This is a genomic window from Pedobacter sp. BG31 (assembly GCF_042464845.1).
GTDB classification, from domain to species: Bacteria; Bacteroidota; Bacteroidia; order Sphingobacteriales; family Sphingobacteriaceae; genus Pedobacter; species Pedobacter suwonensis.
Window position 1 is genome coordinate 276252 of the sequence record NZ_JBHNZK010000006.1, and the last position, 23239, is coordinate 299490.

Sequence of the window (23239 nt, forward strand, 5' to 3'; positions counted from 1 at the left end):
CGAAGGGCTTTTACTTTTTCCTTGATGAAAAAGTAACAAAAAATCAAGGCTTGGATCTGATGTCGGATAAATTCGTCAAAGCTTTGAGGTCGCCAGCACAAGCCCCGATGAAGAATCGGGGAGGGCGTGCTGCCTCTGGGCAGTGGTAGTTCGAAAGGAGGTACAAAAGCTTTAACGTTTTCTCCTTCCATCATATCCTAGGCCAGAGCAGGGCGCAGATCGCATGGTTCATATAGAAAGGTGCATATTGCAGGATGCGAGGATTTGTTTTTGAGTCCTTTTCCTTTCAGGGGAAAGGTGCCGATAGGCGGATAGCGTTTAAGGCGCTAACTACAAATACTCTTCAATATTTCCTTTACCCTCACGAATGATTTCAAATTCACCTGTGGTGCAATCGATTACGGTAGAAGCTTCATTATCGCCATAACCACCGTCGATAACCAGATCAACCAGATCTTCATATTTCTCATGGATCAATTCAGGATCGGTAGAATACTCGATCACATCATCATCATCTTTTATTGAAGTCGAGAGGATAGGATTGCCCAGTTCTTTCACAATACAACGGGCAATGTTATTATCAGGCACCCGTATACCCACCGTTTTTTTATTGGAACTCAACAGTTTGGGTACATTGTTATTGGCATTGAAAATAAAGGTAAAAGGACCTGGAAGTGCTTTCTTTAATACCCTGAAAGTAGTATTGTCAATGGGTTTAATATAATCAGAAATGTGTTTTAAATCGTGACAGATAAACGAAAAATTTGCCTTTTCTGGTTTTATTCCCCGTATCCTGCAGATTTTCTCAATCGCTTTCGGATTGGTGATATCGCAGCCCAAACCATATATCGTATCGGTTGGATAGATAATCAGGCCTCCTTTTTTTAATACTTCAACAACCTGTTCTATAGCCCTTTGGTTGGGGTTTTCCGGATAAATCTTAATAAGCATAGCGTAAAAATAACAAATTAAAACGTTTGTTGTTTAAATAACATTAACCATAAAGATTCTAAATACGTACAAGTAATTGTACAGGTTTTTTATTATCTTTAATTTTGAAGATTATTATCTAAAATCATGGAAATCACAAATTATACCTCATTCAGGCAAAGTCTAAAGTCTTATTTAGACAAGGTTTTTTCTAACCATACTCCATTATTTGTTACGCGGGCGAAAGGAGAAGATGTAGTTGTTTTATCTAAGGCAGATTATGATAGTATGCTAGAAACCTTCTATCTTTTAAAAAGTCCGAAAAATGCACTGAGGCTGGAGCAGGGGTTAAAGGATTATGAAAACGGTTTGGCAAAAGAACAAGATCTTTTGGAGCATGATTAAATGGTTCCTGGATGGTGCATGGGAGGATTATCTCTATTGGCAATCGGTTGATAAATCGGTTCTCAAAAAAATAAATGCCCTGATAAAAGAAATCGAACGAACACCCTTCGAAGGAACCGGGAAGCCTGAGCCACTGAAACATCAATATGCTGGCTGGTGGTCTAGGAGGATTAATTTAGAACACAGACTTGTTTATAAAGTAGAAGATAACAAAATTATCCTTTTACAATGCAGATATCATACTTAACAATAAAAACATGAGAAAAGCTTTCGTCGCGATTGCCGCATTTTTAATCGCCCTAACCATTATGCTGGGGCTTTACCATCCTTTTTTATGGTGGACATTCATTTTTACAGGTCCGTTTGTACTGCTTGGTATCTATGATTTGTATCAGCCTAAACATAGTATCGTAAGGAATTACCCTGTATTTGGGCGTTTGAGGTATTTTATGGAAGAGTTGAGACCGAAAGTGTATCAATATTTCGTGGAAAGTGACACCAATGGTACTCCGTATAACCGGTTAAACCGTTCATTGATTTACCAGCGTGCCAAAACCGATAACGATACGATCCCATTCGGTACACAGTTAAATGTGTATGAAAACGGTTACGAGTGGTTGAGCCATAGCATTGCTGCCATTTCGCACCATGAATTGAATTTAGATCCCCGTGTTACCGTTGGTGGCCCGGATTGTAAGAAGCCTTATTCTGCCAGTATTTATAATATTTCGGCCATGAGCTTTGGTTCGTTAAGTCAGAATGCTATTCTGGCATTAAATGGTGGTGCCAAACTGGGTAACTTTGCACACAACACAGGCGAAGGCGGGATCAGCGATTACCACCGTCAGCCGGGCGGCGATTTAATCTGGCAGATTGGTACAGGTTATTTCGGTTGCCGTAATGCGGATGGTACTTTTAATTACGACGCTTATGCCGAACGTGCACAGGCTGATCAGGTGAAAATGATTGAGATTAAACTTTCACAAGGGGCAAAGCCTGGTCATGGAGGTATGCTGCCAGCCAAGAAAGTAACACCGGAGGTGGCGAGGATCCGTTTGGTGCCGGAAGGTAAAGATGTATTGTCGCCACCGGCGCACTCAGCCTTTAATACACCTATCGGTTTATTGGAATTTGTGAAAAAATTGCGTGATTTATCGGGCGGTAAACCCGTGGGATTTAAATTGTGTATCGGTCGTAAAAGCGAATTTTATGCCATTTGTAAAGCCATGGTAGAAACCGGGATTTATCCAGATTTTATCACCGTTGATGGGGGCGAGGGTGGAACAGGTGCCGCGCCACAGGAGTTTTCGAACTCGGTAGGGATGCCATTGCGCGAAGGGGTTGCCTTTGTGTATGATGTTTTAAATGGTTTTGACCTGAAAAAACATATTAAAATTATTGCTTCGGGTAAAGTGGCCACGGGTTTCGATCTGGTTAAGAATATTGCCCTCGGTGCTGATATGTGTAATGCCGCACGCGGAATGATGTTTGCTTTGGGCTGCATACAGGCTTTGGAGTGTAACAGCAATACCTGCCCAACAGGGGTGGCTACGCAGGATCCGAGTTTAATGAAAGGTTTGGTGGTGGAAGATAAAACCGTTCGTGTTAAAAACTTCCACAACCTGACGGTGGCCAGCGCGGTAGAATTGCTTGGGGCTGCGGGTTTAAGGGAAACGAATCAGTTAACGCGGGCGTATATCAACAGAAGGGTGAGTCCGAGTGTGATGCAGAGTTATTTAGAAACCTTTCCGTATATCCCGGCGGGTAGTTTATTGCAAACCCCATATCCAACCCGTTACGAATTAGGCATGGCGCTAAGTACTTCAAAAAGTTTTGCCCCAACCGATTATAAAGTATCTGCAGTAGATTATTCGCATGCTAATCCGTATGGGGATACCGTACATGAGGATGGAAGATAGTATTTTCGAAGTCTTTTTAGATTGAAAAAGAGGTCACGGTTTTCAAAAACATGACCTTTTTGTTCTTTTTGGCTATTTTTTAGAAAAGCAGGTGCAGTAACATCTAGGTTAGCTCAGCCCTGCTTTTTGCTCCAAGTCCACACTCGTACCTCGCTTGCGGGCTTTCGCGTCATCCGATGGTTATCGGATCAGGTTTAGGTATGAGAGCTTGCAAGACTATTAAGGTGCAAAATAGCGTGATAGATACTGAAACAAGTTCAGTATGACGGGATCCGTTCTTTCGAATCGTCACCCTGAGTTTATCTCAGGGGCCTCAATAGCACAAATAGCATGATGATATTGAAACAGGTTCAGTATGACGGAACCCGTTTTTATCGCATTGCCAATCATAATAATTTCATTAATAAAAAAAAGAAGTCAAGTTTCAAAAACTTGACTTCTTTGGTGATAGGCTATTTGTTTTACCCTAAACCCTAAACCCTAAACCCTAAACCCTAAACCCTAAACCCTAAACCTTAAACCTTAAAACTCTGCGTTTTTCGGAAATCTTGGGAAAGCGATTACATCGCGGATGTTGGTCATTCCGGTTACGAACAATACCAAACGTTCAAAGCCTAAACCGAAACCTGCGTGTGGTGCGGACCCGAAACGACGGGTATCTAAATACCACCACAATTCATCCTGCGGAATATTTAAAGCTTCCATGCGTTGCGTTAAGCGGTCTAAACGCTCTTCACGTTGCGATCCGCCGATCATTTCGCCAATGCCAGGGAATAAGATATCCATTGCGGCTACCGTTTGTCTGCCTTCGGCATCCGGTTCATTCTGGCGCATGTAGAAAGATTTAATATCGGCAGGATAATCGGTTAAGATTACCGGTTTTTTAAAGTGTTTTTCTACCAGGTAACGTTCGTGCTCGCTTTGTAAATCAGCTCCCCACTCATCAATCAGGTATTTAAACTGTTTCTTCTGGTTTGGTTTAGAAGATTTTAAAATCCTGATGGCTTCTGTATAGGTTAAACGTTCAAAATCATTTGCCAGGCAGAAATCAAGTTTTTCTAATAAACCCAATTCACTGCGCTCGTTTTGCGGTTTTTGTTTATCTTCTTCAGCTAAGCGGTTATTTAAAAATTCCAATTCCTCTTTGCAGTGATCCAAAGCATATTTTATGACATGCTTCATCATGTCCTCAGCAAGCTGCATATTGTCTTCGAGGTCGGCAAAAGCAAATTCGGGCTCAATCATCCAGAATTCTGCCAAATGGCGTGTGGTATTTGAATTTTCGGCCCTGAAAGTTGGACCGAACGTATAAATTTTACCAAAAGCCATGGCTGCCAATTCGCCCTCTAACTGACCCGATACCGTTAAATTTGTTGCGCGGGCAAAGAAATCCTGCGAGAAATCTACTTTACCATCTTCAGTACGGGGCGGGTTATCGAAATCAAGAGTGGTTACTTTAAACATTTCGCCTGCGCCTTCGGCATCACTGGCTGTAATTACCGGCGTGTGCATGTACACAAAGCCACGTTCGTTGTAAAACTGGTGGATGGCAAAAGCCAAAGCATGGCGCACTTTAAAAACGGCATTGAAGGTGTTGGTGCGGAAACGCAGGTGTGCAATTTCACGTAAAAACTCTAAACTGTGTTTTTTAGGCTGTAAAGGAAATTTTTCAGGATCGCTATCGCCAAGGATTTCTACATTGGTGGCTTTAATCTCTACGGTTTGACCTTTACCAAGCGATTCGATCAGTCTGCCTGTTGCAGAAATGGCTGCGCCGGTTGTGATTCTTTTCAAGAGCTCATCAGGTAGATTATTAAAATCGATCACTACCTGGATATTGCCCATGCAAGATCCATCATTTAAGGCAATAAACTGATTATTACGGAAAGTTCTTACCCATCCCATAACCGTTACTTCTGTGTCAAATGCTGTCGACTTTAATAAATCTTTAATTTGCTGTCTCTTAATCATATTGTTATTTGTGAAAGTCGCAAATTTAGAAAAAAAACTGGTATCGGTTAGCGGTTTGCGGTTTTCGGTTTGCAGTTTTTTTAAAAGTGATTTGCTACCTGCCTTAAATGTTTTTTTTCCTGGCAGTTTGTTAATATTGTGATATGAGCAAGTGACTTCATCGGTTTTAGATGAGATGATCTCATAAACTTTGTAACTTATTATTCTTTTTGCCTTTATTTCCTGTATAATTTATTATTATGAAGTGTTTAAATTTAATTATTTGATTAATTTCTGTTTTTTATTGTTAAAATATTGTTTTTATGTGTTAATATTTTGCTAATATTTAATTTCTATAGTTTTTTCATAAGTATAAAACGATTTTTATTAGAGTTTTTTGGGTTATAGATAACTTTTTTAATAAAAATATTTGTTATTGTGATGGAATTTTGTACTTTTGTAATGCTCGTTAATTATTATTATATATTTGGTTTAAAAAAAGCGCTGGCAACGGCGCTTTTTTTATAAAAACTTCAAGACTTATTCATAATCAACATAAACCAAACAACCTAAAACCAAGAAAGCTCCGGAAAACCGGGGCTTTTCTTTTTTATTGGGTTATCATCCGGCGGAAATAGGTGAAATGGGGGGCTCAAGGAAAAGCCATCATTATAAGAAGGCTTTTTCAGCCGACGAAGCAACCTTATAACTATGGATTTTAGCGATCGTTGTAAGATTGGTTAGTCGTTCCTCCTTATAATGACGATCCTTCATAGGGATTCTAAGTGCAAAAAAAAAGCTACCCTTTTCAGGATAGCTCTTCAATATATGTTTTGTTGTTGTTATTCTTCTGAGTAAGAAATTTTGTTCACGTGTTTATCAATTTCCCATCTTCCGGTACCTTCTTCGCCAATTACCTCGAACAATTCTAAGGCCCTGCGTGCTTTGTATTCTTCTTCACGTTGCTCTTTCAGGAACCAGTTCAAAAATTCCATAGTTACGAAATCCTGTTCTTTGTGGCATCTGGCTGCAATGTTTTTGAAACTTTGGGTAATTGCGATTTCTGCCTCCAAAGCATCTTCGAAAACTTCCCTGAAACTTGCGAATTCTGTTTTGATTCCGCTAACTTCCGGCGAGATGGCGTTTCCGCCCATATCCAATACATATTTGAATAATTTAAGCTGGTGAACCCTTTCTTCTTCAGATTGCTTTAGAAAATAATCTGCTGAATAATCGAAGCCATTTTGATCGCACCAGGATGACATGGATAAATATAATGATGAAGAGTGAGCCTCTTTTTTAATTTGCTGATTTAATAATGTTTCGATATCCTGAGATATTAAACATTTGATACGCATTAGATCTTTCATATTTCTGTACTTTAATAACAATACAAATGTAAACTGAATTTGTTCTGGGTTCTAATTTATTTGCAATATGAAATTAGTCTAAATTGTTGATAATTAATTATTTGTAATCAGTTTAAATAAGGAGGGTAGGTGATGTAAGATGTAAAATGGAGGATGGAAAATGGATGGATAACGCCAAACGGATAGGGGTTGAGGATCAGCGGGATGATGATTGGTTTTCAGTTTTCAGTTTCCGGTTGGTAGTTTTCAGTAGACAGATACTTAAATAAGTTCAGTATGGCGGATTGAGTTGGTTTTTAATTTCTAAGTTAGCAGTTTTCAGTTGGCAATTTTCAGTTTTCTGTGCAATCGTCATCCTGAGTTGATCTCAGAATCTTTTTAGATAGATACTGAAACAAGTTTACTATGACGTATTGAGTTGCCAATGGTCAATGAACCAACAATAAATTAGTAAACCAATCTGTAAAGGCAGTCGCTAATGATATGGTTAAGCTTGAACATGGTAAAGGTGCCTTGCAGTAAATCTTTTAACGCAATGATTTCGAGGGCACTTAATAAATAGATATGTTCGCAGCCGTTAAAGGTAACCAATTCGAAATCTGCTTTTTGAGTATTTAAAAGAAGTGCTTCAACATCAATCTGTTCTACAACAGCTTTTAATTTTTGAAGCGTAAGGCAATTGTAGCGTGCAAACTTTCCCCCAAAATCTACATAGAAGCAATTTAACTTATCTGACTGATAAATTGAACCGTGGGTATTTGAGAATACGTTAACGAGTTGGTTAATATCTATACACGCTTTTTCCATCGGTTACAAAAATTGGTATTATTTAGATTAAATACAAATAAATTGTGAAAAAAAAATAGCGTTTAGCGTTTGGCGGGTGGCGTTTAGGTATGGTGGGAAGGATGGAAGGAGGGAAGGAAGGAAGGAAGGAAGGAAGGAAGGAAGGAAGGAAGGAAGGAAGGAAGGAAGGAAGGAAGGAAGGAAGGAAGGAAGGAAGGCGGTTTTAATACTTGAGAAAAGTCGTCATGATAAGCAGGTTTTTTAGCCTGCGAAACAATTCTACTACGATTGCTCGTCGCCGTATACTTAAAAATTGCTTCGTTGCTCGAAAACGGCGATTTCTGATGTAATTTACTTTTTGCTATTTAACGTTAAATACCATATGGTGGTAGCTGCCGCCCATAAACTCCTTTTCATTTTGGATTTTAAAGCCCGTTTGCTGGTAGAGCTTCAAGGCCCGCGCATTATTTTGCTCAACTAATAAGCCAATCGTTTGATGCCCCGATTGTTTTCCCCAGGCCAGGCCTGCTTTAATTAATTGTTTGCCTATACCTTTGCCCTGGGCACTGGCATTTACACTGATGCTGTCGAGATAAAACTCTCCGCTTTGAGTCTCTGCATCTAGGTGACTATCTGTTGTATCAGGCTGACTCAGATAAATTAAAAATGGCTTTCTAAGTTCAAGCAGCTTTGCTCCATCATAAGCGGTTAATGAGCCGAGTACTTTGTCTGCTTCTTCAAAAACCAAGGTGTTTTCGTAGCTGTACTGATTGCCTGATTGTTGAAAAAAATGTTCAAAGATGCGGTTAATGGTGTTCTGATCCTGAGTTTGGGTTAGCTTTGACGCAAGCTCAGCCATGGCTTGAAGTAACAGCGGTACAACTTGCGTTGCATCTTCTGGTTTGGCGCGCCTGATCATGAAATCTCACTTAGCTTAAAGGTTTCTGACACACGTATTCCTTTTTCTGTACGTTGTAAGGTGCAGCACTCGTTAATAGGGTCATGTTCAAGAAAAAGTATGTAATTATTGTCGACCGCTTCTTCCAAAAACGCCTGCTTTTCTGTTAATGTTTTTAAAGGAAACATGTCGTAGGCCATTACATAAGGCAAAGGCAGGTGACCTACTGAAGGCAAAAGATCGGCCATATACACGATGGTTTGGTCTTTATAACTGATTTTAGGCAGCATCATGGCGTCGGTATGGCCGTAAGCAAAACTAATGTTGATGTCCTTTTGCCATTCTATATTTTCCCGTTCAACCACGAAGTTAAGCTGTCCGCTTTCTTGTATCGGTAAGATGTTTTCCTTTAAAAATGAGGCTTTTTCCCTTGCGTTGGGTTCAACTGCCCATTTCCAGTGCTTTTCGTTGCTCCAATATCTGGCATTTTTAAAAGCTGGTATCAATTTTTCACCTGCTCTTATAATTGCCCCGCCAACATGGTCAAAGTGAAGGTGGGTAAGGAAAACATCGGTAATATCTGTTGTTCCGAAACCCAACTGTGCCAGTGATTTTTCCAGGGAATCGTTTCCGTGCAGGTAGTAGTGACTAAAAAATTTCTCGTCCTGTTTGTTTCCAATTCCGGTATCCACTAAAATCAGTTGATTGCCTTCTTCTATCAGTAGGCAGCGCATGGCCCAGGTGCAAAGATTGTTTGCATCAGCAGGATTGGTTTTTTGCCAGATGGCTTTAGGTACTACGCCGAACATGGCACCGCCATCTAATTTAAATAGGCCCGTGTTTATGGTGTGAAGTTTCATTTTTTTAGTATCAAGTATTTAGTACCGGGTATCAAGATGCTATTGCTAAATATCAAGATCGGATTGGCTAAAAATACAAAAACCCTTTAGGATTAACTAAAGGGTTTTCAGGGTATATCGGTTTTACTTAGGTTTTTGGCACCTTACGCCTTTTACCTTTAAACCTTCTACCTTATAAGTGGATCACTTCTCCGTAGGCATCAGCAGCAGCTTCCATAATGGCTTCGCTCATGGTTGGGTGAGGGTGAACAGATTTGATCATTTCGTGTCCGGTAGTTTCCAGTTTCCGAGCTACCACAATTTCGGCAATCATTTCGGTAACGTTGGCCCCGATCATGTGCGCGCCTAATAACTCGCCGTATTTTGCGTCGAAAATTAATTTGATAAAACCATCTTTGGCACCTGCAGCACTGGCCTTGCCTGATGCCGAAAACGGGAATTTACCGATTTTCAGTTCATAACCTGCTGCCTTAGCTGCTTTTTCGGTATATCCTACTGAAGCAATTTCAGGGGTGCAATAAGTACATCCAGGGATATTGTTGTAATCTAACGGTTCCACATGCTGACCCGCAATTTTCTCCACGCAGATAATACCTTCTGCAGAAGCCACGTGTGCTAAAGCTTGTCCGCCAACTACGTCGCCAATCGCATAATAACCTTTTACCGAAGTGTTGTAAAACTCATCGGTAACGATTTTGCCTTTTTCGGTTTTGATACCTACTTCTTCCAGGCCGATGTTTTCGATATTGGCTACAATACCAGCTGCCGAAAGCACGATATCAGCTTCGATGGTTTGCATGCCTGAAGCTGTTTTAACCGAAACTTTACAACCTGCGCCGCTGGTATCAACAGATTCTACACTTGCAGAGGTCATTACATCAATACCGGTTTTCTTTAAGCTACGTAGCAATTGTTTTGAAACGTCTTCGTCTTCCACAGGAACCACGTTTTCCATAAACTCCACAATGGTTACTTTAGTGCCCATGGTAGCATAGAAATAAGCAAACTCTACACCGATGGCACCAGAACCTACCACTACCATACTTTTTGGTAATTCAGGGAGTACCATGGCCTGGCGGTAACCGATAATTTTTTTGCCATCCTGTTTCAGGTTAGGCAATTCTCTTGAACGGGCACCCGTAGCGATAATGATATTTTTTGCACTCAGTTCTTTTTGAGAACCATCAGCTCCTCTGACTTCTAATTTGTTTCCTGGTTTTACTTTACCAGTTCCCATAATCACGTCAATTTTATTTTTTTTCATTAAAAATTGAACGCCTTTACTCATGCCATCGGCCACACCACGGCTGCGTTTTACCACAGCAGCAAAATCTGCAGTAGCACCTGCAGTAGTAATTCCGTAATCAGCAGCATGATTAATATATTCGAAAACCTGAGCACTTTTCAAAAGCGCTTTAGTAGGGATACAGCCCCAGTTTAAACAAATACCACCTAATGATTCACGCTCAACAATGGCTACTTTTAGTCCCAATTGAGAAGCTCTGATTGCAGCTACATAACCACCAGGGCCGCTGCCTAAAACAATAACGTCGTAATTCATCTGTTTTTTCTATTTTGTTATTTATCCTTCAGACGGGAGTTTGCCGGGATATAATGGATATTAATTTGGCCTGTGCTTCCGATCCGTTTAAAGATATTTGTTTCTTAATGTTCAGTTTTTATAACGTATATAGTTAAGGGGGCTGTTTCAATCTTGATAATCGGGCTTTAAACTTTAACATTACCAAAAATTGAATGAGGCTACTCCGTTAACCATCGTCCAAAACTAAAAAAAAAATGTCAATTGACTAAGCCAATATTCAGATAGCAGTTAAAATTTACAATGTTTGAATATTGTTAACCCCATTCTCCTTAAAAACGAAAGATATAATCGCCCTGATTTACAAAATTATATTTGGGTAGCTGAATAAAAAGTTGAATAACAGCCATGTTATTGCTTAAAAAATAATTGTTGATATGTATTATTAGAAAAATACCAATGTTAATTTAATTTTTATGTCGAAATATTAAGCAACTATTGGTTTTGTTGTTAAAAATTTAGTTTTCCAATCAATGCATTGATAAACTGAAAGTTGTAATGGCTATCATATATGTTAAATGTTGAAAAATTATGACCGACTTAATAATTTTTTAACATTGAATGTTAAAATCTGTTAAATTTTATTAGGACATTTGCAGCTATAAAATCCTTTTGAATTATCATTAATAACAAAAAAATTAAAAATCAAAGTATGAAGAAATCTTTACTTTTAAGATTAGTACTGGTTATTGTTGCATTTGTAGGTATTACTATTGGTGCTAACGCACAGGTAACTACCTCAACAATGACCGGAACAGTTAAGGACGCCAAAGGTGCCTTGCCTGGTGCAAGTTTAAAAGCTACGCACGTTCCTACAGGTACAGTTTATTCTGTATCAACAAATAATGATGGTCGATACACCATTTCAAACATGCGTGTAGGTGGCCCTTACACTGTAGAAGTTAGCTATATCGGCTATGAGCCTGAGAAAATCACTGATTTAACCTTAAAATTAGGTGATCCTTACATTTTAAATGTAATACTTTCAGATAATAGTAAACAACTAAACGAAGTTGTGATTACTGGTAAAAACGATCCTGTTTTTAATAGTAAAAAAACAGGCGCTTCTACAAACATCAGTAAAGAGCAATTAGAAAGCCTTCCTTCGTTATCTCGTTCATTAACCGACTTTACGCGTTTAACTCCACAAGCTAACGGCAACTCTTTTGCTGGTGCAAACAACAGGTTTAATAACATCAGTATTGATGGCGCGGTAAATAATGACGTATTTGGTTTGGCCGGTAATGGTGCGCCAGGTGGTCAGGCTAACACGCAACCTATTTCATTAGATGCAATTCAGGAATTACAGGTGGTTTTGGCACCATTTGATGTAACATTAGGAAACTTTGCTGGTGGTGGTATTAACGCAATCACACGTTCAGGTACAAATAAAGTTGAAGGTTCTGCTTATTTTTTTGGTAGAAACCAAAATACAATTGGTAAAAGTGTTGATGGCTTAAATACAAAAGCAGCCGAATTCTACAACACTCAATTCGGTTTTCGTTTAGGAGCACCAATTATTAAAAATAAATTATTCTTCTTTGTGAATGGTGAGATGGGAAGAATTCAACAGCCAACTACTTTAAATGTAGGTGATCCTGGTTCAGTTCTTTCAGCTGCTGATGCACAAACAATTGCTAATACCTTGCAAACAAGATATGGTTATGATGCGGGAACTTCAGGTGTCATCGATTCTAAGACACAAAATAATAAGCTTTTTGTACGCTTAGATTGGAATATTAATGAGAAGAATCAGTTAACATTACGTCACAACTATATTAAAGCTTTTGACGATAATATTAGCAGAAGTACAACTCAATTCCGTTTCGGTAATAATGCTTACAGATTTAACAATAATCAAAACGTATCAGTATTAGAATTAAGAAGCTCAATTTCTCCAAGTGTTTCCAATAATTTAATTGTTGGTTACCAAAGGATCCGTGACTTCAGATCTACGTCTGGGGCATTATTCCCTCAAATCCAGATCAACAACATCAATGGGATTTCTGGCAACTCGGTTTTAGTAGGTTCTGAAAGAAGTTCTACTGCTAACGAATTAGATCAGGATATTGTTGAGTTTACTGATAACTTAAAAATATTTGCCAATAAACATACTTTCACGATTGGTACACACAACGAGTTCTTTAAATTCAGAAACTTGTTCATGAACAACTTTGCCGGAAGTTATACTTATAGCAATTTGAACGATTTCGTTAACAACGCAAAGCCAAACGTTGCAGCAGCAACTTATTCTGTGGTACCTGGTGATCGTTCTCCTGCAGCTAAATTTAGTGCAGCACAATTGGGTTTCTACTTCCAGGATGAAATTGAAGCATTCAAAGGTTTTAAATTAGTAGCTGGCTTACGTGTTGATGTACCATTGTTCTTTGATGATCCAGCAGCTAATCCGCTAATTCCTTCAACCTTCCCTAATCAAAGAACAGATCAAACTCCAAGTGGTCAAATCTTAGTATCACCACGTATGAGCTTTAACTGGGATTTAACCGGCGACAGAGCTTTACAATTGAGAGGTGGTGCAGGATTATTAACCAGCCGTGCGCCGTTTGTTTGGTTATCAAACCAATTCACCAATAGTGGTATGTTATATGGCGCTGTTAATGCCACTAACGGTACAGGTACTTTCATTGCCGATCCTGCAAATCAAAAAGCAGCAGGTGGTTCAGTATCAACCTACGAAGTAAACCTGGCTAATAATAATTTTAAATTACCTCAGGTTTTTAAAACAAACATTGCAGCAGATTTTAAATTACCTGGTGGAATTACCGGTACTTTGGAGGCATTGTATAGTAAAACTGTTAATAATGTATTGTACAAAAATATTAACATGAAATCTGCAATCGGTACTATTCCTGCAGGTATTACTGGTGGTGCCGATCGTCGTCCACTATTTAACTATCCTACTGCTGCCGGAAAGGTAAACACTACTTTCACAAACGTTTATTATTTAGATAATACCGATAAAGGAAGTACTTATAACTTAACTGCACAATTACAAAAATCATTTGACTTTGGATTGTTCTTATCTGGATCATATACTTATGGTAAATCAAAAGATGTTAACTCTGGTGCAAGCAGTACAGCTTCATCTAACTTCGGTTTCGTTCAGATTGTTAACGATCCAAACAACCCTGATTTAGCTTATTCTAATTTTGACATCAGGCATAGAGTTACAGGAGCATTAAACTACAGTATAAAGTATGGTAAAAATAAAGCTTTCGGAACTACTTTCTCTTTATTCTATGTAGGTAAATCTGGTTCTCCATTTACTTATTTATATTTTGGTGATCTTAACCAGGATGGAAATAACCAAAATGATTTACTTTATGTTCCAAGAACACAAAGCGATATTAACTTTGGTACCTTAACTGTTGGAACGCAAACTTTTACACCTGCACAGCAGTGGGCTGCGCTTGATGCATTCATCAATAGCGATCCTTACTTGAGTTCTAAAAGAGGTCAGTATACAGAACGTAATGGAGCAAGAATGCCTTGGGAACATCAGTTTGATACCCGTATTATGCAAGATTTAGGTTTTGTAGGTGGTAAAGGCAATAAAAACAGCTTACAGTTATCTCTTGATATTATTAACATAGGTAATCTGATTAACAAAGATTGGGGCAAATTGTATTCATTATCTAACAATGCTTCTACTTTGATCAATTATAATTACAATGCTACTACCGGCGGTAACTATACTTTCCGCGCGCCAACTAATGGCACGGCATATCAGGTAGCTCCATTTGCTTCAAGATGGCAGGCTCAAATTGGTGTTCGTTACAACTTTAACTAATACTTAAAAAGACAATAAATGTTAAAGCCCTGGTCAATACGATCAGGGCTTTTTTTTGCTAATAATTGGTCTGGATAGAGGGTTATAAATCTACAGTATATTGTTTACGTTAGTGCACAGTTCGCTATATATATTCCAATAATACCTACGGAAAAGACCTTTATTCGGTATGCTTATAAAAACTTATGATATCAATATAATATGAGACGTGAAAGAAGATCACAAAGTTTTATCTCTTGAATGATAGTTTTAAGTAGCATTGCGTGTAATAATAATTATCTCATTTAATATAACAACTTCTTAATAGTAAATCTGTATTTTTAGAATGGAAAACAAAAAACATGATGAATTCACGCTCTCTCTGAAATATTCTTTTCATCGATTAGATTATCACCCGCTTTAAGCAGTTTATCTCTCCTGATCTAATTAAATTCTATAACCAAACTTTCGTGCTTTTCCATAAGAACTTTCTTGTTTTACCATTAACATCAATTAATATGAATTAATTTTTTAAACAGTTAAACATGAAAAAAATCTATTATACTCTTGCAGCGCTTGTTATTTTGATCAGTGCTTGTAAAAAAGAAACTTCCGTGCAGCAGGAACAATCGCAAAACACTCCAGGAAAAGTTATTACCTATCATTTGAAGAATGGTGGACAGGTTACCGTTCAAATTAATAGCAGAGGAGAATATGTTGTTGGAGGAGATGTTGTTTTGTCAAAAGATCAGATTGCTTATTTAGAATATAATAAGGTTGGTAATGATAAGGGTGCAATACCAGAAAGCACATTTACAGCTGATTTTCAAAAACTGTGGCCAGATGGCATTGTTTATTATACCATTAATGACGCTAATAATTATTCTAGTATCGTTAGTGCCATCAATCACTGGGAGGCAAATACCACGATACGTTTTGTACAAAGAACCAATCAAGCTAATTATGTTAATTTTTCTGGTCAACCGGCACAAGGTGGTGGTGATTCTCAACTAGGCATGGTTGGTGGTGTACAGGCCATCAGGTTAATAAATAATGCAGGTTTAACTGTAGTTATCCACGAAATAGGGCATGCAGTTGGCTTAATGCATGAGCAGACAAGAGTCGATCGTGATCAATATATTAATGTCAACTATTCCAATATTAATTCAAACTGGACATCGCAATATGACACCTATAATGTTCAAGGCAGGAATGGTTCGCAGATCGGTCCTTTTGATTTCAATTCAGTAATGCTTTACCGCTCTAATAATGTCGATGCTCGGATAGGTGGTAACATAGCTCCTCAAATGACAAAAAAAGATGGTTTTACAACGTGGGGTGACAATTATTTTCTTTCACAAGGCGATATAGATGGTGTGAATTATTTGTATACGCCAATTAAGTTTAATTACTTCTTTACTGATGAAAACATTAACGAGATTAGTGAATATGTAAACAGGTCAACAAGAAATGCTCATATAAACTTTTATGATAATAATTTAAATCAGATTAGTCTTCCCAAGCAAATTAAGATAAAGGTTATTTCCACCCGAAAGGAATACTACAATCATAATTATACCTATGAAGTGCATGAGTCAATAATTACTCTCCCTGCAGGAGCCACAGAATGTTACCTTGGATCTGAAATTTTTAACGAACAATATGATCAAAATATGAACGAGATGGATGGTTCATATACTGTTACCTGTAATGTTATTCGAATAATGTAAATAATACATTTCGTTGTTTTTTGTATAATTGAGCCATTTTTATAAGTGAAAAAATTCCTCTCTTTATCAAGAAAAAAGCTAACGGAGAAGAAAGTACTTTTCATAAATTTGTAGCAAAATTAAAAAGCAAAAAGCCTGATTTTGATCAGGCTTTTTGCTTTTTAATGATATAACGTTCTAATTAGGGCGGATATTTTTTATTTCGCTGGTTCAGTTTTACCATTATGGCAGGTGATACAGGCGATTTTTGCAATAGTGTTGCCTTCTTTCATGGCCTCATGAAAATATTTTTTATTGATTTTAGCGGTCATGCGCATCATCTCCCGGGCAGTTTCCTTTTCAGGTTTGTCATCACTGGCAAAATCAAGCTTTCTGGGATTGTCTTTCATCGGTGCATGGCAATGGCTGCATCGCACACCTAAGGCAAGCTTAAAATTGTCCATTACTTTATCCAGTTCTTCCTTGCTGATATTTTTGGGCAATACCTTTAAATTCTTTGCTTTTGGTTCCGGTTCGGGTTTAGGCATAAAAGCGCTCAGGCTCAATATAAAGCAAGCCATTAGGCCCATTACGATGGTCTTTTTATAATTCATGTTCTGTCGATTGGTAGAACTAATATAAATCTTTTTATGATACAGATATGACTTTTGCAGATTGTAATGGATTTATTGCATTATTGATGTTTCAGCGATCGTCATCCGATTATTATCGGACACGCTCAGGTGGGAAACACGGTTGCTCAGCGATACTAACCATCATGATGTGATGGACTCAGAGGCAAGGACTTCCAATTGACTTTCCAACGCTTCAATATATCCTGATTATATAACAATTGAATCAAATTGGGGACAACGGATAAATCGATGGAAATTAAATCATCTAGGCCGGGGATGACAATTGCAAAAAAAAAGCCCCAAACGATGTGTTCAGGGCTATGATTGATTGAATAATTTAAAGTTTAATTGTAAACAAATGTTCCTTTTTCGCTCTCAATGGTTACCTGCTTTTGGTTACCTTTTTCTACACGGCCAATAATTCTGGCATCGATATTAAAACTTTTTGAAATTTCGATAAGGTTATCTGCAATTTCCTGTGGAACATAAAGTTCCATTCTGTGTCCCATATTAAACACTTTGTACATTTCTTTCCAATCGGTTCCTGATTGTTCCTGGATCAGCTTAAACAGCGGAGGAACAGGGAATAAATTGTCTTTTATAACATGGATATCATCATTGATAAAGTGAAGCACTTTGGTTTGGGCACCACCACTGCAATGTACAATACCATTAATCTGATTGCGGTGTTTCTCTAAAATCTGCTTAATCACCGGCGCATAGGTACGGGTAGGAGAAAGTACCAGTTTGCCAACGGTTATTTTACCGTGACCTTCAATTTCAATTTCATCGGTCAGTTTTTTACCTCCAGAGAAAACCAGGTCAAATGGCACTGCCGGATCGAAACTTTCAGGGTAGGTATTGGCGATTGATTTTTCGAAAACATCATGACGGGCAGAAGTTAAGCCATTTGAACCCATACCACCATTATACTCGGTTTCGTAAGTCGCTTGGCCCGAAGAGGCTAAGGCTACAATGACATCACCAGGTTTAATGTTGTCGTTGCTGATAATTTCTTCACGTTTTAAACGACAGGTTACGGTAGAATCGACAATAATGGTACGAACCAAATCGCCCACATCGGCCGTTTCACCACCTGTTGAGTAAATGGTAATGCCCTGTTCACGTAAATCGGACAGAATTTCTTCCGTACCGTTAATTACGGCGGCAATTACCTCACCGGGAATGAGGTTTTTATTACGCCCGATGGTTGATGACAAGAGGATGTTATCGGTAGCACCTACGCAGATAAGGTCATCAATGTTCATGATGATGGCATCCTGTGCAATTCCTTTCCAAACCGAAATATCCCCGGTTTCTTTCCAGTACACATAAGCTAACGATGACTTGGTACCTGCGCCATCAGCATGCATAATGTTGCAGTATGCCTCATCACCACCTAAAATATCGGGAATGATTTTGCAGAATGCTTTTGGGAAAATTCCTTTATCGATGTTTTTGATGGCATTGTGCACATCTTCTTTTGAGGCAGAAACGCCACGTTGATTGTACCTGTTATCACTCATGTTGCCGCAAAGATAGTTGTTTAAGGTGGAAGGTAAAAGGGGAGAAGATAGAAAGTCTGAAGTCTGGAGTCAGAAGTCCGGAGTTGATAGATCGAATATCGGTATGGAGTAGAGGTTTAATTTTTATAGGGTTGGTTTAAATATATAATTTGAAGATGTTTTGGAAGTGAGCGGTCGTTTTTCATCGCGGCCTGCAGCCCCGCTTTCCCTCCTGCCGTTTTAATTTATCGGATAGAAAATAATCATTGATAAAACGGCATTCGTACAATCGGGCTTATGATACTAAGTTTGGTTCGTTTTGGCAGGATTTTTCTTTGCACCGCCTGTTGTTAAATAAACCTGATCCGATGGCCATCGGATGAGTGGATGCTGTTAAGGATGAATTGAGAAGTTGAAAGATTCTACAGCAGGAAGGAAAGCAGGCCTATCTTAATCGATGAGCAGGGGTATTGCTTTCCAAAAAAAAATGCCTTTTATAATTGTACCTTTTAGATCCTGAAACAAGTTCAGGATGACGAGACGAGGGAGGATGCTAATTTTTATCATTTCCTAAATCTTTAACCACGTTAAGGATTTAATGACATATAAGTTAATGGATATATGTATAGCGATCGTTGTAAGATTGCTTCATCGTTCCTCTTCGCAATGACGAATTTATAAAACGAAAAAGGGCGTAAAGTTAAACCTTACGCCCTCTGATTTAAACCTTAAGGCTTAAAATCTATTTCATGAATAATAATTCTCTGAATTTTGGTAAAGGCCAAACGCTATCATCAACAATTTGCTCTAGCTTATCAGCGTGGTAGCGGATGGTATCGAAGTAAGATTTAACTTTCTCATCGTAAGCAATCGCTTTTTCGCGGGTATCTTCCAGTTTGTTGGTTACTTTACGTTCTTCTAACATCGCATCGATATTGGTTTTAACGATATCCAGGTGCTCAGATAGTTTTTTAACAATTTCTAAAGAAGACTTACTGTCTATACCCAATTCTTTTAATCCTTTAACGTTTTCAATTAATGAGTTTTGGTAAGCAATTACAGCAGGGATGATAGATGTATTGGCTACTTCGCCCATTACACGTGCTTCGATCTGTAATTTTTTGTAGAAGTTTTCTAACATGATTTCATGACGGGCATGAATCTCACGCGAGCTGTAAATACCGGTTGTTGCAAATAACTCAGCCGATTTTTCCGTTAAATAAGCATCCAACGCTTTTGGTGTGGTTTTGATGTTTGATAAACCGCGTGCAGCAGCTTCATCTTCCCACTCCTGGCTATAACCATTACCTTCGAAACGGATTGATTTAGATTCTTTGATGTATTTTTTGATCACCGTTAACAAGGCGATGTCTTTTTTATCACCTTTTTTGATCAATTTATCTACTTCAGCTTTGAACTTAATCAACTGCTCAGCCATAATCGCGTTTAAGATCGTCATCGGAGCAGAAGAGTTTGCAGAAGAACCTACCGCTCTTAACTCGAATTTGTTACCTGTAAATGCGAAAGGAGAGGTACGGTTACGATCGGTATTGTCCAATAAAATCTGAGGGATTTTAGGGATACCTAACCAAAGTGCATTATCTTCTTTGATTTTTTTGCTGATACGTGAGTGCTCAATCTCATCTAATACATCGTTCAATTGTGAGCCTAAGAAGATAGAGATGATTGCCGGTGGCGCTTCGTTTGCACCTAAACGGTGGTCGTTGCTTACCGATGCAATACTTGCACGTAATAAATCTGCATGCTCGCTCACTGCTTTAATGGTATTCACAAAGAAAGCAAGGAACATTAAGTTGTTTTTCGGCGTTTTACCTGGTGCCAATAAGTTTTTACCGGTATCGGTAATTAACGACCAGTTGTTGTGTTTACCTGATCCGTTGATACCTGCATATGGTTTTTCGTGTAATAAAACACGGAAGTGGTGACGACGGGCAACTTTTTCCATCAAATCCATCAACAATTGGTTGTGGTCGATCGCTAAGTTGATTTCTTCATAAATCGGTGCGCATTCGAATTGAGAAGGAGCAACCTCATTGTGACGGGTTTTTAAAGGAATACCTAATTTCAGGGCTTCGTTTTCGAAATCTACCATGAAAGTGAATACACGCTCAGGGATTGAACCGAAGTAATGATCTTCTAATTGCTGACCTTTGGCAGACATGTGTCCGAATAATGCACGGCCGGTTAACAATAAATCAGGGCGGGCGTTAAACAACGACTCATCAACAAGGAAATATTCCTGCTCAATACCCAAAGAAGCATTTACTTTGGTGATGCTTTTATCGAAGTATTGGCAAACATCAACAGCAGCTTTATCTAAAGCAGCTAAGGCTTTTAATAAAGGTGCTTTATAATCTAAGGCTTCGCCTGTATAAGATACGAAAACGGTAGGAATACAAAGGGTTTTACCGGCTTTGCTTTCCATAATGAAGGCTGGAGATGAAGGATCCCAGGCGGTATAACCACGGGCTTCGAAAGTGTTACGGATACCACCGTTAGGGAAACTAGATGCATCCGGTTCTTGCTGAACTAAAGCGCTGCCAGAAAATTTTTCAATTGCACCTTCACCGCTAGGCTCAAAAAACGAATCATGTTTCTCGGCTGTAGTACCGGTTAAAGGCTGGAACCAGTGTGTATAGTGGGTTGCTCCGGCAGCCATTGCCCATGATTTCATGGCAGTAGCAATCTGGTTTGCGTCGTCTGCATTAATTAACTCACCTTGATTGATAGATGAAATTAATTTCTCATACACGTCTTTAGATAAGAAATCTCTCATTTTTTTCTTATCAAATACATTAGCGCCAAAAAAGTCAGAAATTTTAGCAGAAGGAGATTTAACTTCAGGCGAAATTCTGTTTTGAGCCTCTTTTAATGCGATGGTTCTTAAGCTTTTCATTAATTCGTTATGTTTTTTGTCAAAAATAGCATATTTTATCAATTCAAGTAAAATAATCACAAAAATTATATCAGTTTTATTGAAAATGAAATAAAAAAATGTTTTTCAGGTGAGAAATTTCATTTTTTGTAACGAAAATAGATTTTTCGGATGTTTTATGGAATTGAAGATTTTGTTGCATCATGCTATAAAAATAAAAGCTATGTTCAACTCTTCAATTAACGTATACAAGACCGAGTGGCTTGATCTTGTATTTGCAGACCGCAACAAAAATTATGGTGCTTACGATTTAAGATCCAAATCATCGTCGATTATGACGAGGGTACTTTTCGTATCAGGCAGTTTATTTGTACTGGCCTGTTTTTCGCCTTTGATTTATAACAAGTTTTTCCCTAAAGAAGATGTAGTGGTAGAAAAGGCAAAGGTTATTGATTTAACCCAGGTGATTCACCAAATGAAACCGAAAACGCCTGAACCTGAAAAAAAGGTTGAACCCTCAAAAGCTGATCCGGTTAAAGTCAAAACCATTGCACTTCCATCACAGGTAGTTGTGGTGAATAAAGTGGATCTTCCTGATCCGCCCACCATTAAGGAAATTGAGCAGGCCGTGATCAGCGATAAAACACAAGATGGTATTGTTGCACCTAATTTGGTCATCAGCGATAATAAAGGCAGTGGCGATGGTACAGGTACAGCCAAGGATGGAGAAGGTACCGGTGATCCAAATGCGATTATAGATGCTATAGGAGTTGATGAATACCCGGAGTTTAACGGAGGTGCCAAAGCCTGGTCTAAATATATGGAGCGTAACTTAAGGTATCCATATCAGGCACAGGAAGATGGTATTCAAGGTAAGGTATTTGTAAGCTTTGTGGTAGAGAGAGATGGTTCCGTTACAGATGTAAAAGTATTAAGGGGACTTGGGGCTGGTTGCGATGAAGAAGCAATAAAAGTGATTAAAAAATCGCCGCTTTGGAAACCGGGTAAAAACAAAGGTGTTCCGGTGCGGGTGAGGTACAATATGGCCATTAATTTTCAGATTTCTAATTAAAATTGCTAACTAAACCATGAAAAAGTACACGTTAATCTGGATGATCTTATGTTTGATTTCGGTACACTTAAGTGCCAGAACGCTTTTGATGGCTGATGGCATTAAAACAGAAAGCGTTAAACAGGCCAATGCCGATATTAAAAAGGGAAAACCTAAATTCCTGATTCAGGGTGGAATTGCATCAATACGCATTAAAGGCCAGGAGTTGTTTGAGCAAAAATATGGTGTAGTCTATCAGGATTTGGGTTGTGTAGGACCTTCTGCCATCAGGATTGAAGATTATAATAAAGTAGTCGCTTCTTTTATGGATAAAAAATATGGGAAAGCCTGGAGAAAAGAAGTGAGAAAGGATGTGCAGGGGATATGATGTAGGATGGATGATGTAGGATGGTAGATGAACGATGTAAGAAGATGGATGATGTAAGGTGGAAAATGGATGATGGTTATCTTTCGACCTTACCTGTGCCATCTTACATTATTCCTTAACAACGTTATTGTTTTGAGGTAGATGTAGGTTTAGGTGAACGGTTTGGGCATTGCTCAGGCCGTTTTTTTGTTAGATGTGTTACACTGAGGGATAATTTATTGTATAAAAAATCAATATGATTGACAGTAGCATCTAATTGAAATAAACCTCCGAGGATCGTCATTGCGAGAAGGCTTTTTCAGCCGACGAAGCAATCTTTATCTGAATTAGTCAAAACTTAATCTGACAGTTACAATAAATTAAACAACGTAACAGAGATTAGTATTATGACTACACAAGCAAAGATCATTAAGAACAAACTAGGTATCCTTGAGCTTGCTCAGCATTTGGGCAATGTCTCGCAAGCCTGCAAGGTAATGGGTTATTCACGCGATAGCTTTTATCGTTTCAAAGAACTTTACGAACAGGGCGGAGAGCTTGCCCTTCA

18 protein-coding genes are annotated in these 23239 nt (G+C 38.5%); 8 read left to right on the plus strand and 10 right to left on the minus strand.

Going from position 1 to position 23239, the window contains the following annotated elements; genetic code table 11:
- Window positions 1-330 precede the first annotated feature (330 nt).
- Window positions 331-951: an L-threonylcarbamoyladenylate synthase gene (locus ACFE6N_RS10430; protein ID WP_378936201.1), complete on the minus strand. Its 621-nt coding sequence runs from the start codon at window positions 949-951 to the stop codon at window positions 331-333.
- A 126-nt stretch (window positions 952-1077) separates the two neighbouring features.
- Here ACFE6N_RS10430 and ACFE6N_RS10435 point away from each other — a divergent pair, with 126 nt between their 5' ends.
- The 3 genes from ACFE6N_RS10435 to ACFE6N_RS10445 are packed head-to-tail and all read left to right on the plus strand — an operon-like array spanning window position 1078 to window position 3254.
- Window positions 1078-1335: a type II toxin-antitoxin system Phd/YefM family antitoxin gene (locus tag ACFE6N_RS10435; protein WP_378936203.1), complete on the plus strand. Its 258-nt coding sequence runs from the start codon at window positions 1078-1080 to the stop codon at window positions 1333-1335.
- Complete coding sequence (locus tag ACFE6N_RS10440; protein WP_378936205.1) at window positions 1328-1582, plus strand: Txe/YoeB family addiction module toxin; 255 nt, start codon at window positions 1328-1330, stop codon at window positions 1580-1582. Before ACFE6N_RS10435 ends, ACFE6N_RS10440 begins: the two co-directional genes overlap by 8 nt.
- A 10-nt stretch (window positions 1583-1592) precedes the next feature.
- Window positions 1593-3254, plus strand: a complete 1662-nt coding sequence (locus ACFE6N_RS10445) for an FMN-binding glutamate synthase family protein (RefSeq protein WP_378936207.1) — start codon at window positions 1593-1595, stop codon at window positions 3252-3254.
- A gap of 522 nt (window positions 3255-3776) precedes the next feature.
- Here the strand turns inward: ACFE6N_RS10445 and asnS are convergent.
- From asnS to lpdA, 6 genes are all read right to left on the minus strand, one after another.
- Window positions 3777-5225, minus strand: coding sequence for an asparagine--tRNA ligase (gene asnS, locus ACFE6N_RS10450; protein ID WP_378936209.1), 1449 nt, complete (start codon window positions 5223-5225; stop codon window positions 3777-3779).
- Between the two features lie 821 nt (window positions 5226-6046).
- Window positions 6047-6574, minus strand: a complete 528-nt coding sequence (locus tag ACFE6N_RS10455; RefSeq protein WP_090988394.1) for a ferritin — start codon at window positions 6572-6574, stop codon at window positions 6047-6049.
- 447 nt (window positions 6575-7021) lie between these two features.
- Window positions 7022-7381 carry a hypothetical protein gene (locus ACFE6N_RS10460; RefSeq protein WP_090985352.1) on the minus strand — a complete coding sequence of 120 codons (360 nt, stop codon included), beginning with the start codon at window positions 7379-7381 and terminating at the stop codon, window positions 7022-7024.
- 340 nt (window positions 7382-7721) lie between these two features.
- A complete protein-coding gene (locus tag ACFE6N_RS10465) occupies window positions 7722-8279 on the minus strand; it encodes a GNAT family N-acetyltransferase (protein WP_378936212.1) in 558 nt (185 codons plus the stop codon).
- Window positions 8276-9118 carry an MBL fold metallo-hydrolase gene (locus ACFE6N_RS10470; RefSeq protein WP_378936214.1) on the minus strand — a complete coding sequence of 281 codons (843 nt, stop codon included), beginning with the start codon at window positions 9116-9118 and terminating at the stop codon, window positions 8276-8278. Before ACFE6N_RS10470 ends, ACFE6N_RS10465 begins: the two co-directional genes overlap by 4 nt.
- A 172-nt stretch (window positions 9119-9290) precedes the next feature.
- Window positions 9291-10679 carry a dihydrolipoyl dehydrogenase gene (gene lpdA, locus ACFE6N_RS10475; protein ID WP_090985358.1) on the minus strand — a complete coding sequence of 463 codons (1389 nt, stop codon included), beginning with the start codon at window positions 10677-10679 and terminating at the stop codon, window positions 9291-9293.
- Window positions 10680-11370: 691 nt separating this feature from the next.
- On the opposite strand from lpdA, the gene ACFE6N_RS10480 reads away from it, so the two are divergent.
- Complete coding sequence (locus tag ACFE6N_RS10480; RefSeq protein WP_378936216.1) at window positions 11371-14529, plus strand: carboxypeptidase regulatory-like domain-containing protein; 3159 nt, start codon at window positions 11371-11373, stop codon at window positions 14527-14529.
- Between the two features lie 524 nt (window positions 14530-15053).
- Complete coding sequence (locus tag ACFE6N_RS10485) at window positions 15054-16238, plus strand: M12 family metallopeptidase (RefSeq protein WP_378936218.1); 1185 nt, start codon at window positions 15054-15056, stop codon at window positions 16236-16238.
- A 197-nt stretch (window positions 16239-16435) separates the two neighbouring features.
- On the opposite strand, the gene ACFE6N_RS10490 is transcribed toward ACFE6N_RS10485, so the two are convergent.
- The 3 genes from ACFE6N_RS10490 to ACFE6N_RS10500 all read right to left on the minus strand — a co-directional run bounded on the left by ACFE6N_RS10490 (window position 16436) and on the right by ACFE6N_RS10500 (window position 21274).
- Window positions 16436-16831 (minus strand): c-type cytochrome, encoded by a 396-nt coding sequence (locus ACFE6N_RS10490; RefSeq protein WP_378936220.1) that lies wholly within the window; start codon window positions 16829-16831, stop codon window positions 16436-16438.
- Window positions 16832-17196: 365 nt separating this feature from the next.
- Window positions 17197-18378 carry an AIR synthase-related protein gene (locus ACFE6N_RS10495; RefSeq protein WP_378936222.1) on the minus strand — a complete coding sequence of 394 codons (1182 nt, stop codon included), beginning with the start codon at window positions 18376-18378 and terminating at the stop codon, window positions 17197-17199.
- 721 nt (window positions 18379-19099) lie between these two features.
- Window positions 19100-21274, minus strand: a complete 2175-nt coding sequence (locus tag ACFE6N_RS10500) for a glutamine synthetase III (RefSeq protein ID WP_090985644.1) — start codon at window positions 21272-21274, stop codon at window positions 19100-19102.
- 202 nt (window positions 21275-21476) lie between these two features.
- Here ACFE6N_RS10500 and ACFE6N_RS10505 point away from each other — a divergent pair, with 202 nt between their 5' ends.
- The 3 genes from ACFE6N_RS10505 to ACFE6N_RS10515 form a co-directional block, all read left to right on the plus strand.
- Window positions 21477-22325: an energy transducer TonB gene (locus ACFE6N_RS10505; RefSeq protein ID WP_378936225.1), complete on the plus strand. Its 849-nt coding sequence runs from the start codon at window positions 21477-21479 to the stop codon at window positions 22323-22325.
- 16 nt (window positions 22326-22341) lie between these two features.
- Window positions 22342-22692: a hypothetical protein gene (locus ACFE6N_RS10510; RefSeq protein WP_378936226.1), complete on the plus strand. Its 351-nt coding sequence runs from the start codon at window positions 22342-22344 to the stop codon at window positions 22690-22692.
- Window positions 22693-23078: 386 nt separating this feature from the next.
- Window positions 23079-23239 (plus strand): helix-turn-helix domain-containing protein (locus ACFE6N_RS10515; protein WP_378936232.1); only part of this gene is annotated, 161 nt, incomplete at its 3' end.

Bases quoted from the DNA above. Each gene is read 5' to 3' on its own strand.
- ACFE6N_RS10430 (WP_378936201.1), bottom strand. From the start codon at position 951: ATGCTTATTAAGATTTATCCGGAAAACCCCAACCAAAGGGCTATAGAA.
- ACFE6N_RS10435 (WP_378936203.1), top strand. From the start codon at position 1,078: ATGGAAATCACAAATTATACCTCATTCAGGCAAAGTCTAAAGTCTTAT.
- ACFE6N_RS10440 (WP_378936205.1), top strand. From the start codon at position 1,328: ATGATTAAATGGTTCCTGGATGGTGCATGGGAGGATTATCTCTATTGG.
- ACFE6N_RS10445 (WP_378936207.1), top strand. From the start codon at position 1,593: ATGAGAAAAGCTTTCGTCGCGATTGCCGCATTTTTAATCGCCCTAACC.
- asnS (WP_378936209.1), bottom strand. From the start codon at position 5,225: ATGATTAAGAGACAGCAAATTAAAGATTTATTAAAGTCGACAGCATTT.
- ACFE6N_RS10455 (WP_090988394.1), bottom strand. From the start codon at position 6,574: ATGAAAGATCTAATGCGTATCAAATGTTTAATATCTCAGGATATCGAA.
- ACFE6N_RS10460 (WP_090985352.1), bottom strand. From the start codon at position 7,381: ATGGAAAAAGCGTGTATAGATATTAACCAACTCGTTAACGTATTCTCA.
- ACFE6N_RS10465 (WP_378936212.1), bottom strand. From the start codon at position 8,279: ATGATCAGGCGCGCCAAACCAGAAGATGCAACGCAAGTTGTACCGCTG.
- ACFE6N_RS10470 (WP_378936214.1), bottom strand. From the start codon at position 9,118: ATGAAACTTCACACCATAAACACGGGCCTATTTAAATTAGATGGCGGT.
- lpdA (WP_090985358.1), bottom strand. From the start codon at position 10,679: ATGAATTACGACGTTATTGTTTTAGGCAGCGGCCCTGGTGGTTATGTA.
- ACFE6N_RS10480 (WP_378936216.1), top strand. From the start codon at position 11,371: ATGAAGAAATCTTTACTTTTAAGATTAGTACTGGTTATTGTTGCATTT.
- ACFE6N_RS10485 (WP_378936218.1), top strand. From the start codon at position 15,054: ATGAAAAAAATCTATTATACTCTTGCAGCGCTTGTTATTTTGATCAGT.
- ACFE6N_RS10490 (WP_378936220.1), bottom strand. From the start codon at position 16,831: ATGAATTATAAAAAGACCATCGTAATGGGCCTAATGGCTTGCTTTATA.
- ACFE6N_RS10495 (WP_378936222.1), bottom strand. From the start codon at position 18,378: ATGAGTGATAACAGGTACAATCAACGTGGCGTTTCTGCCTCAAAAGAA.
- ACFE6N_RS10500 (WP_090985644.1), bottom strand. From the start codon at position 21,274: ATGAAAAGCTTAAGAACCATCGCATTAAAAGAGGCTCAAAACAGAATT.
- ACFE6N_RS10505 (WP_378936225.1), top strand. From the start codon at position 21,477: ATGTTCAACTCTTCAATTAACGTATACAAGACCGAGTGGCTTGATCTT.
- ACFE6N_RS10510 (WP_378936226.1), top strand. From the start codon at position 22,342: ATGAAAAAGTACACGTTAATCTGGATGATCTTATGTTTGATTTCGGTA.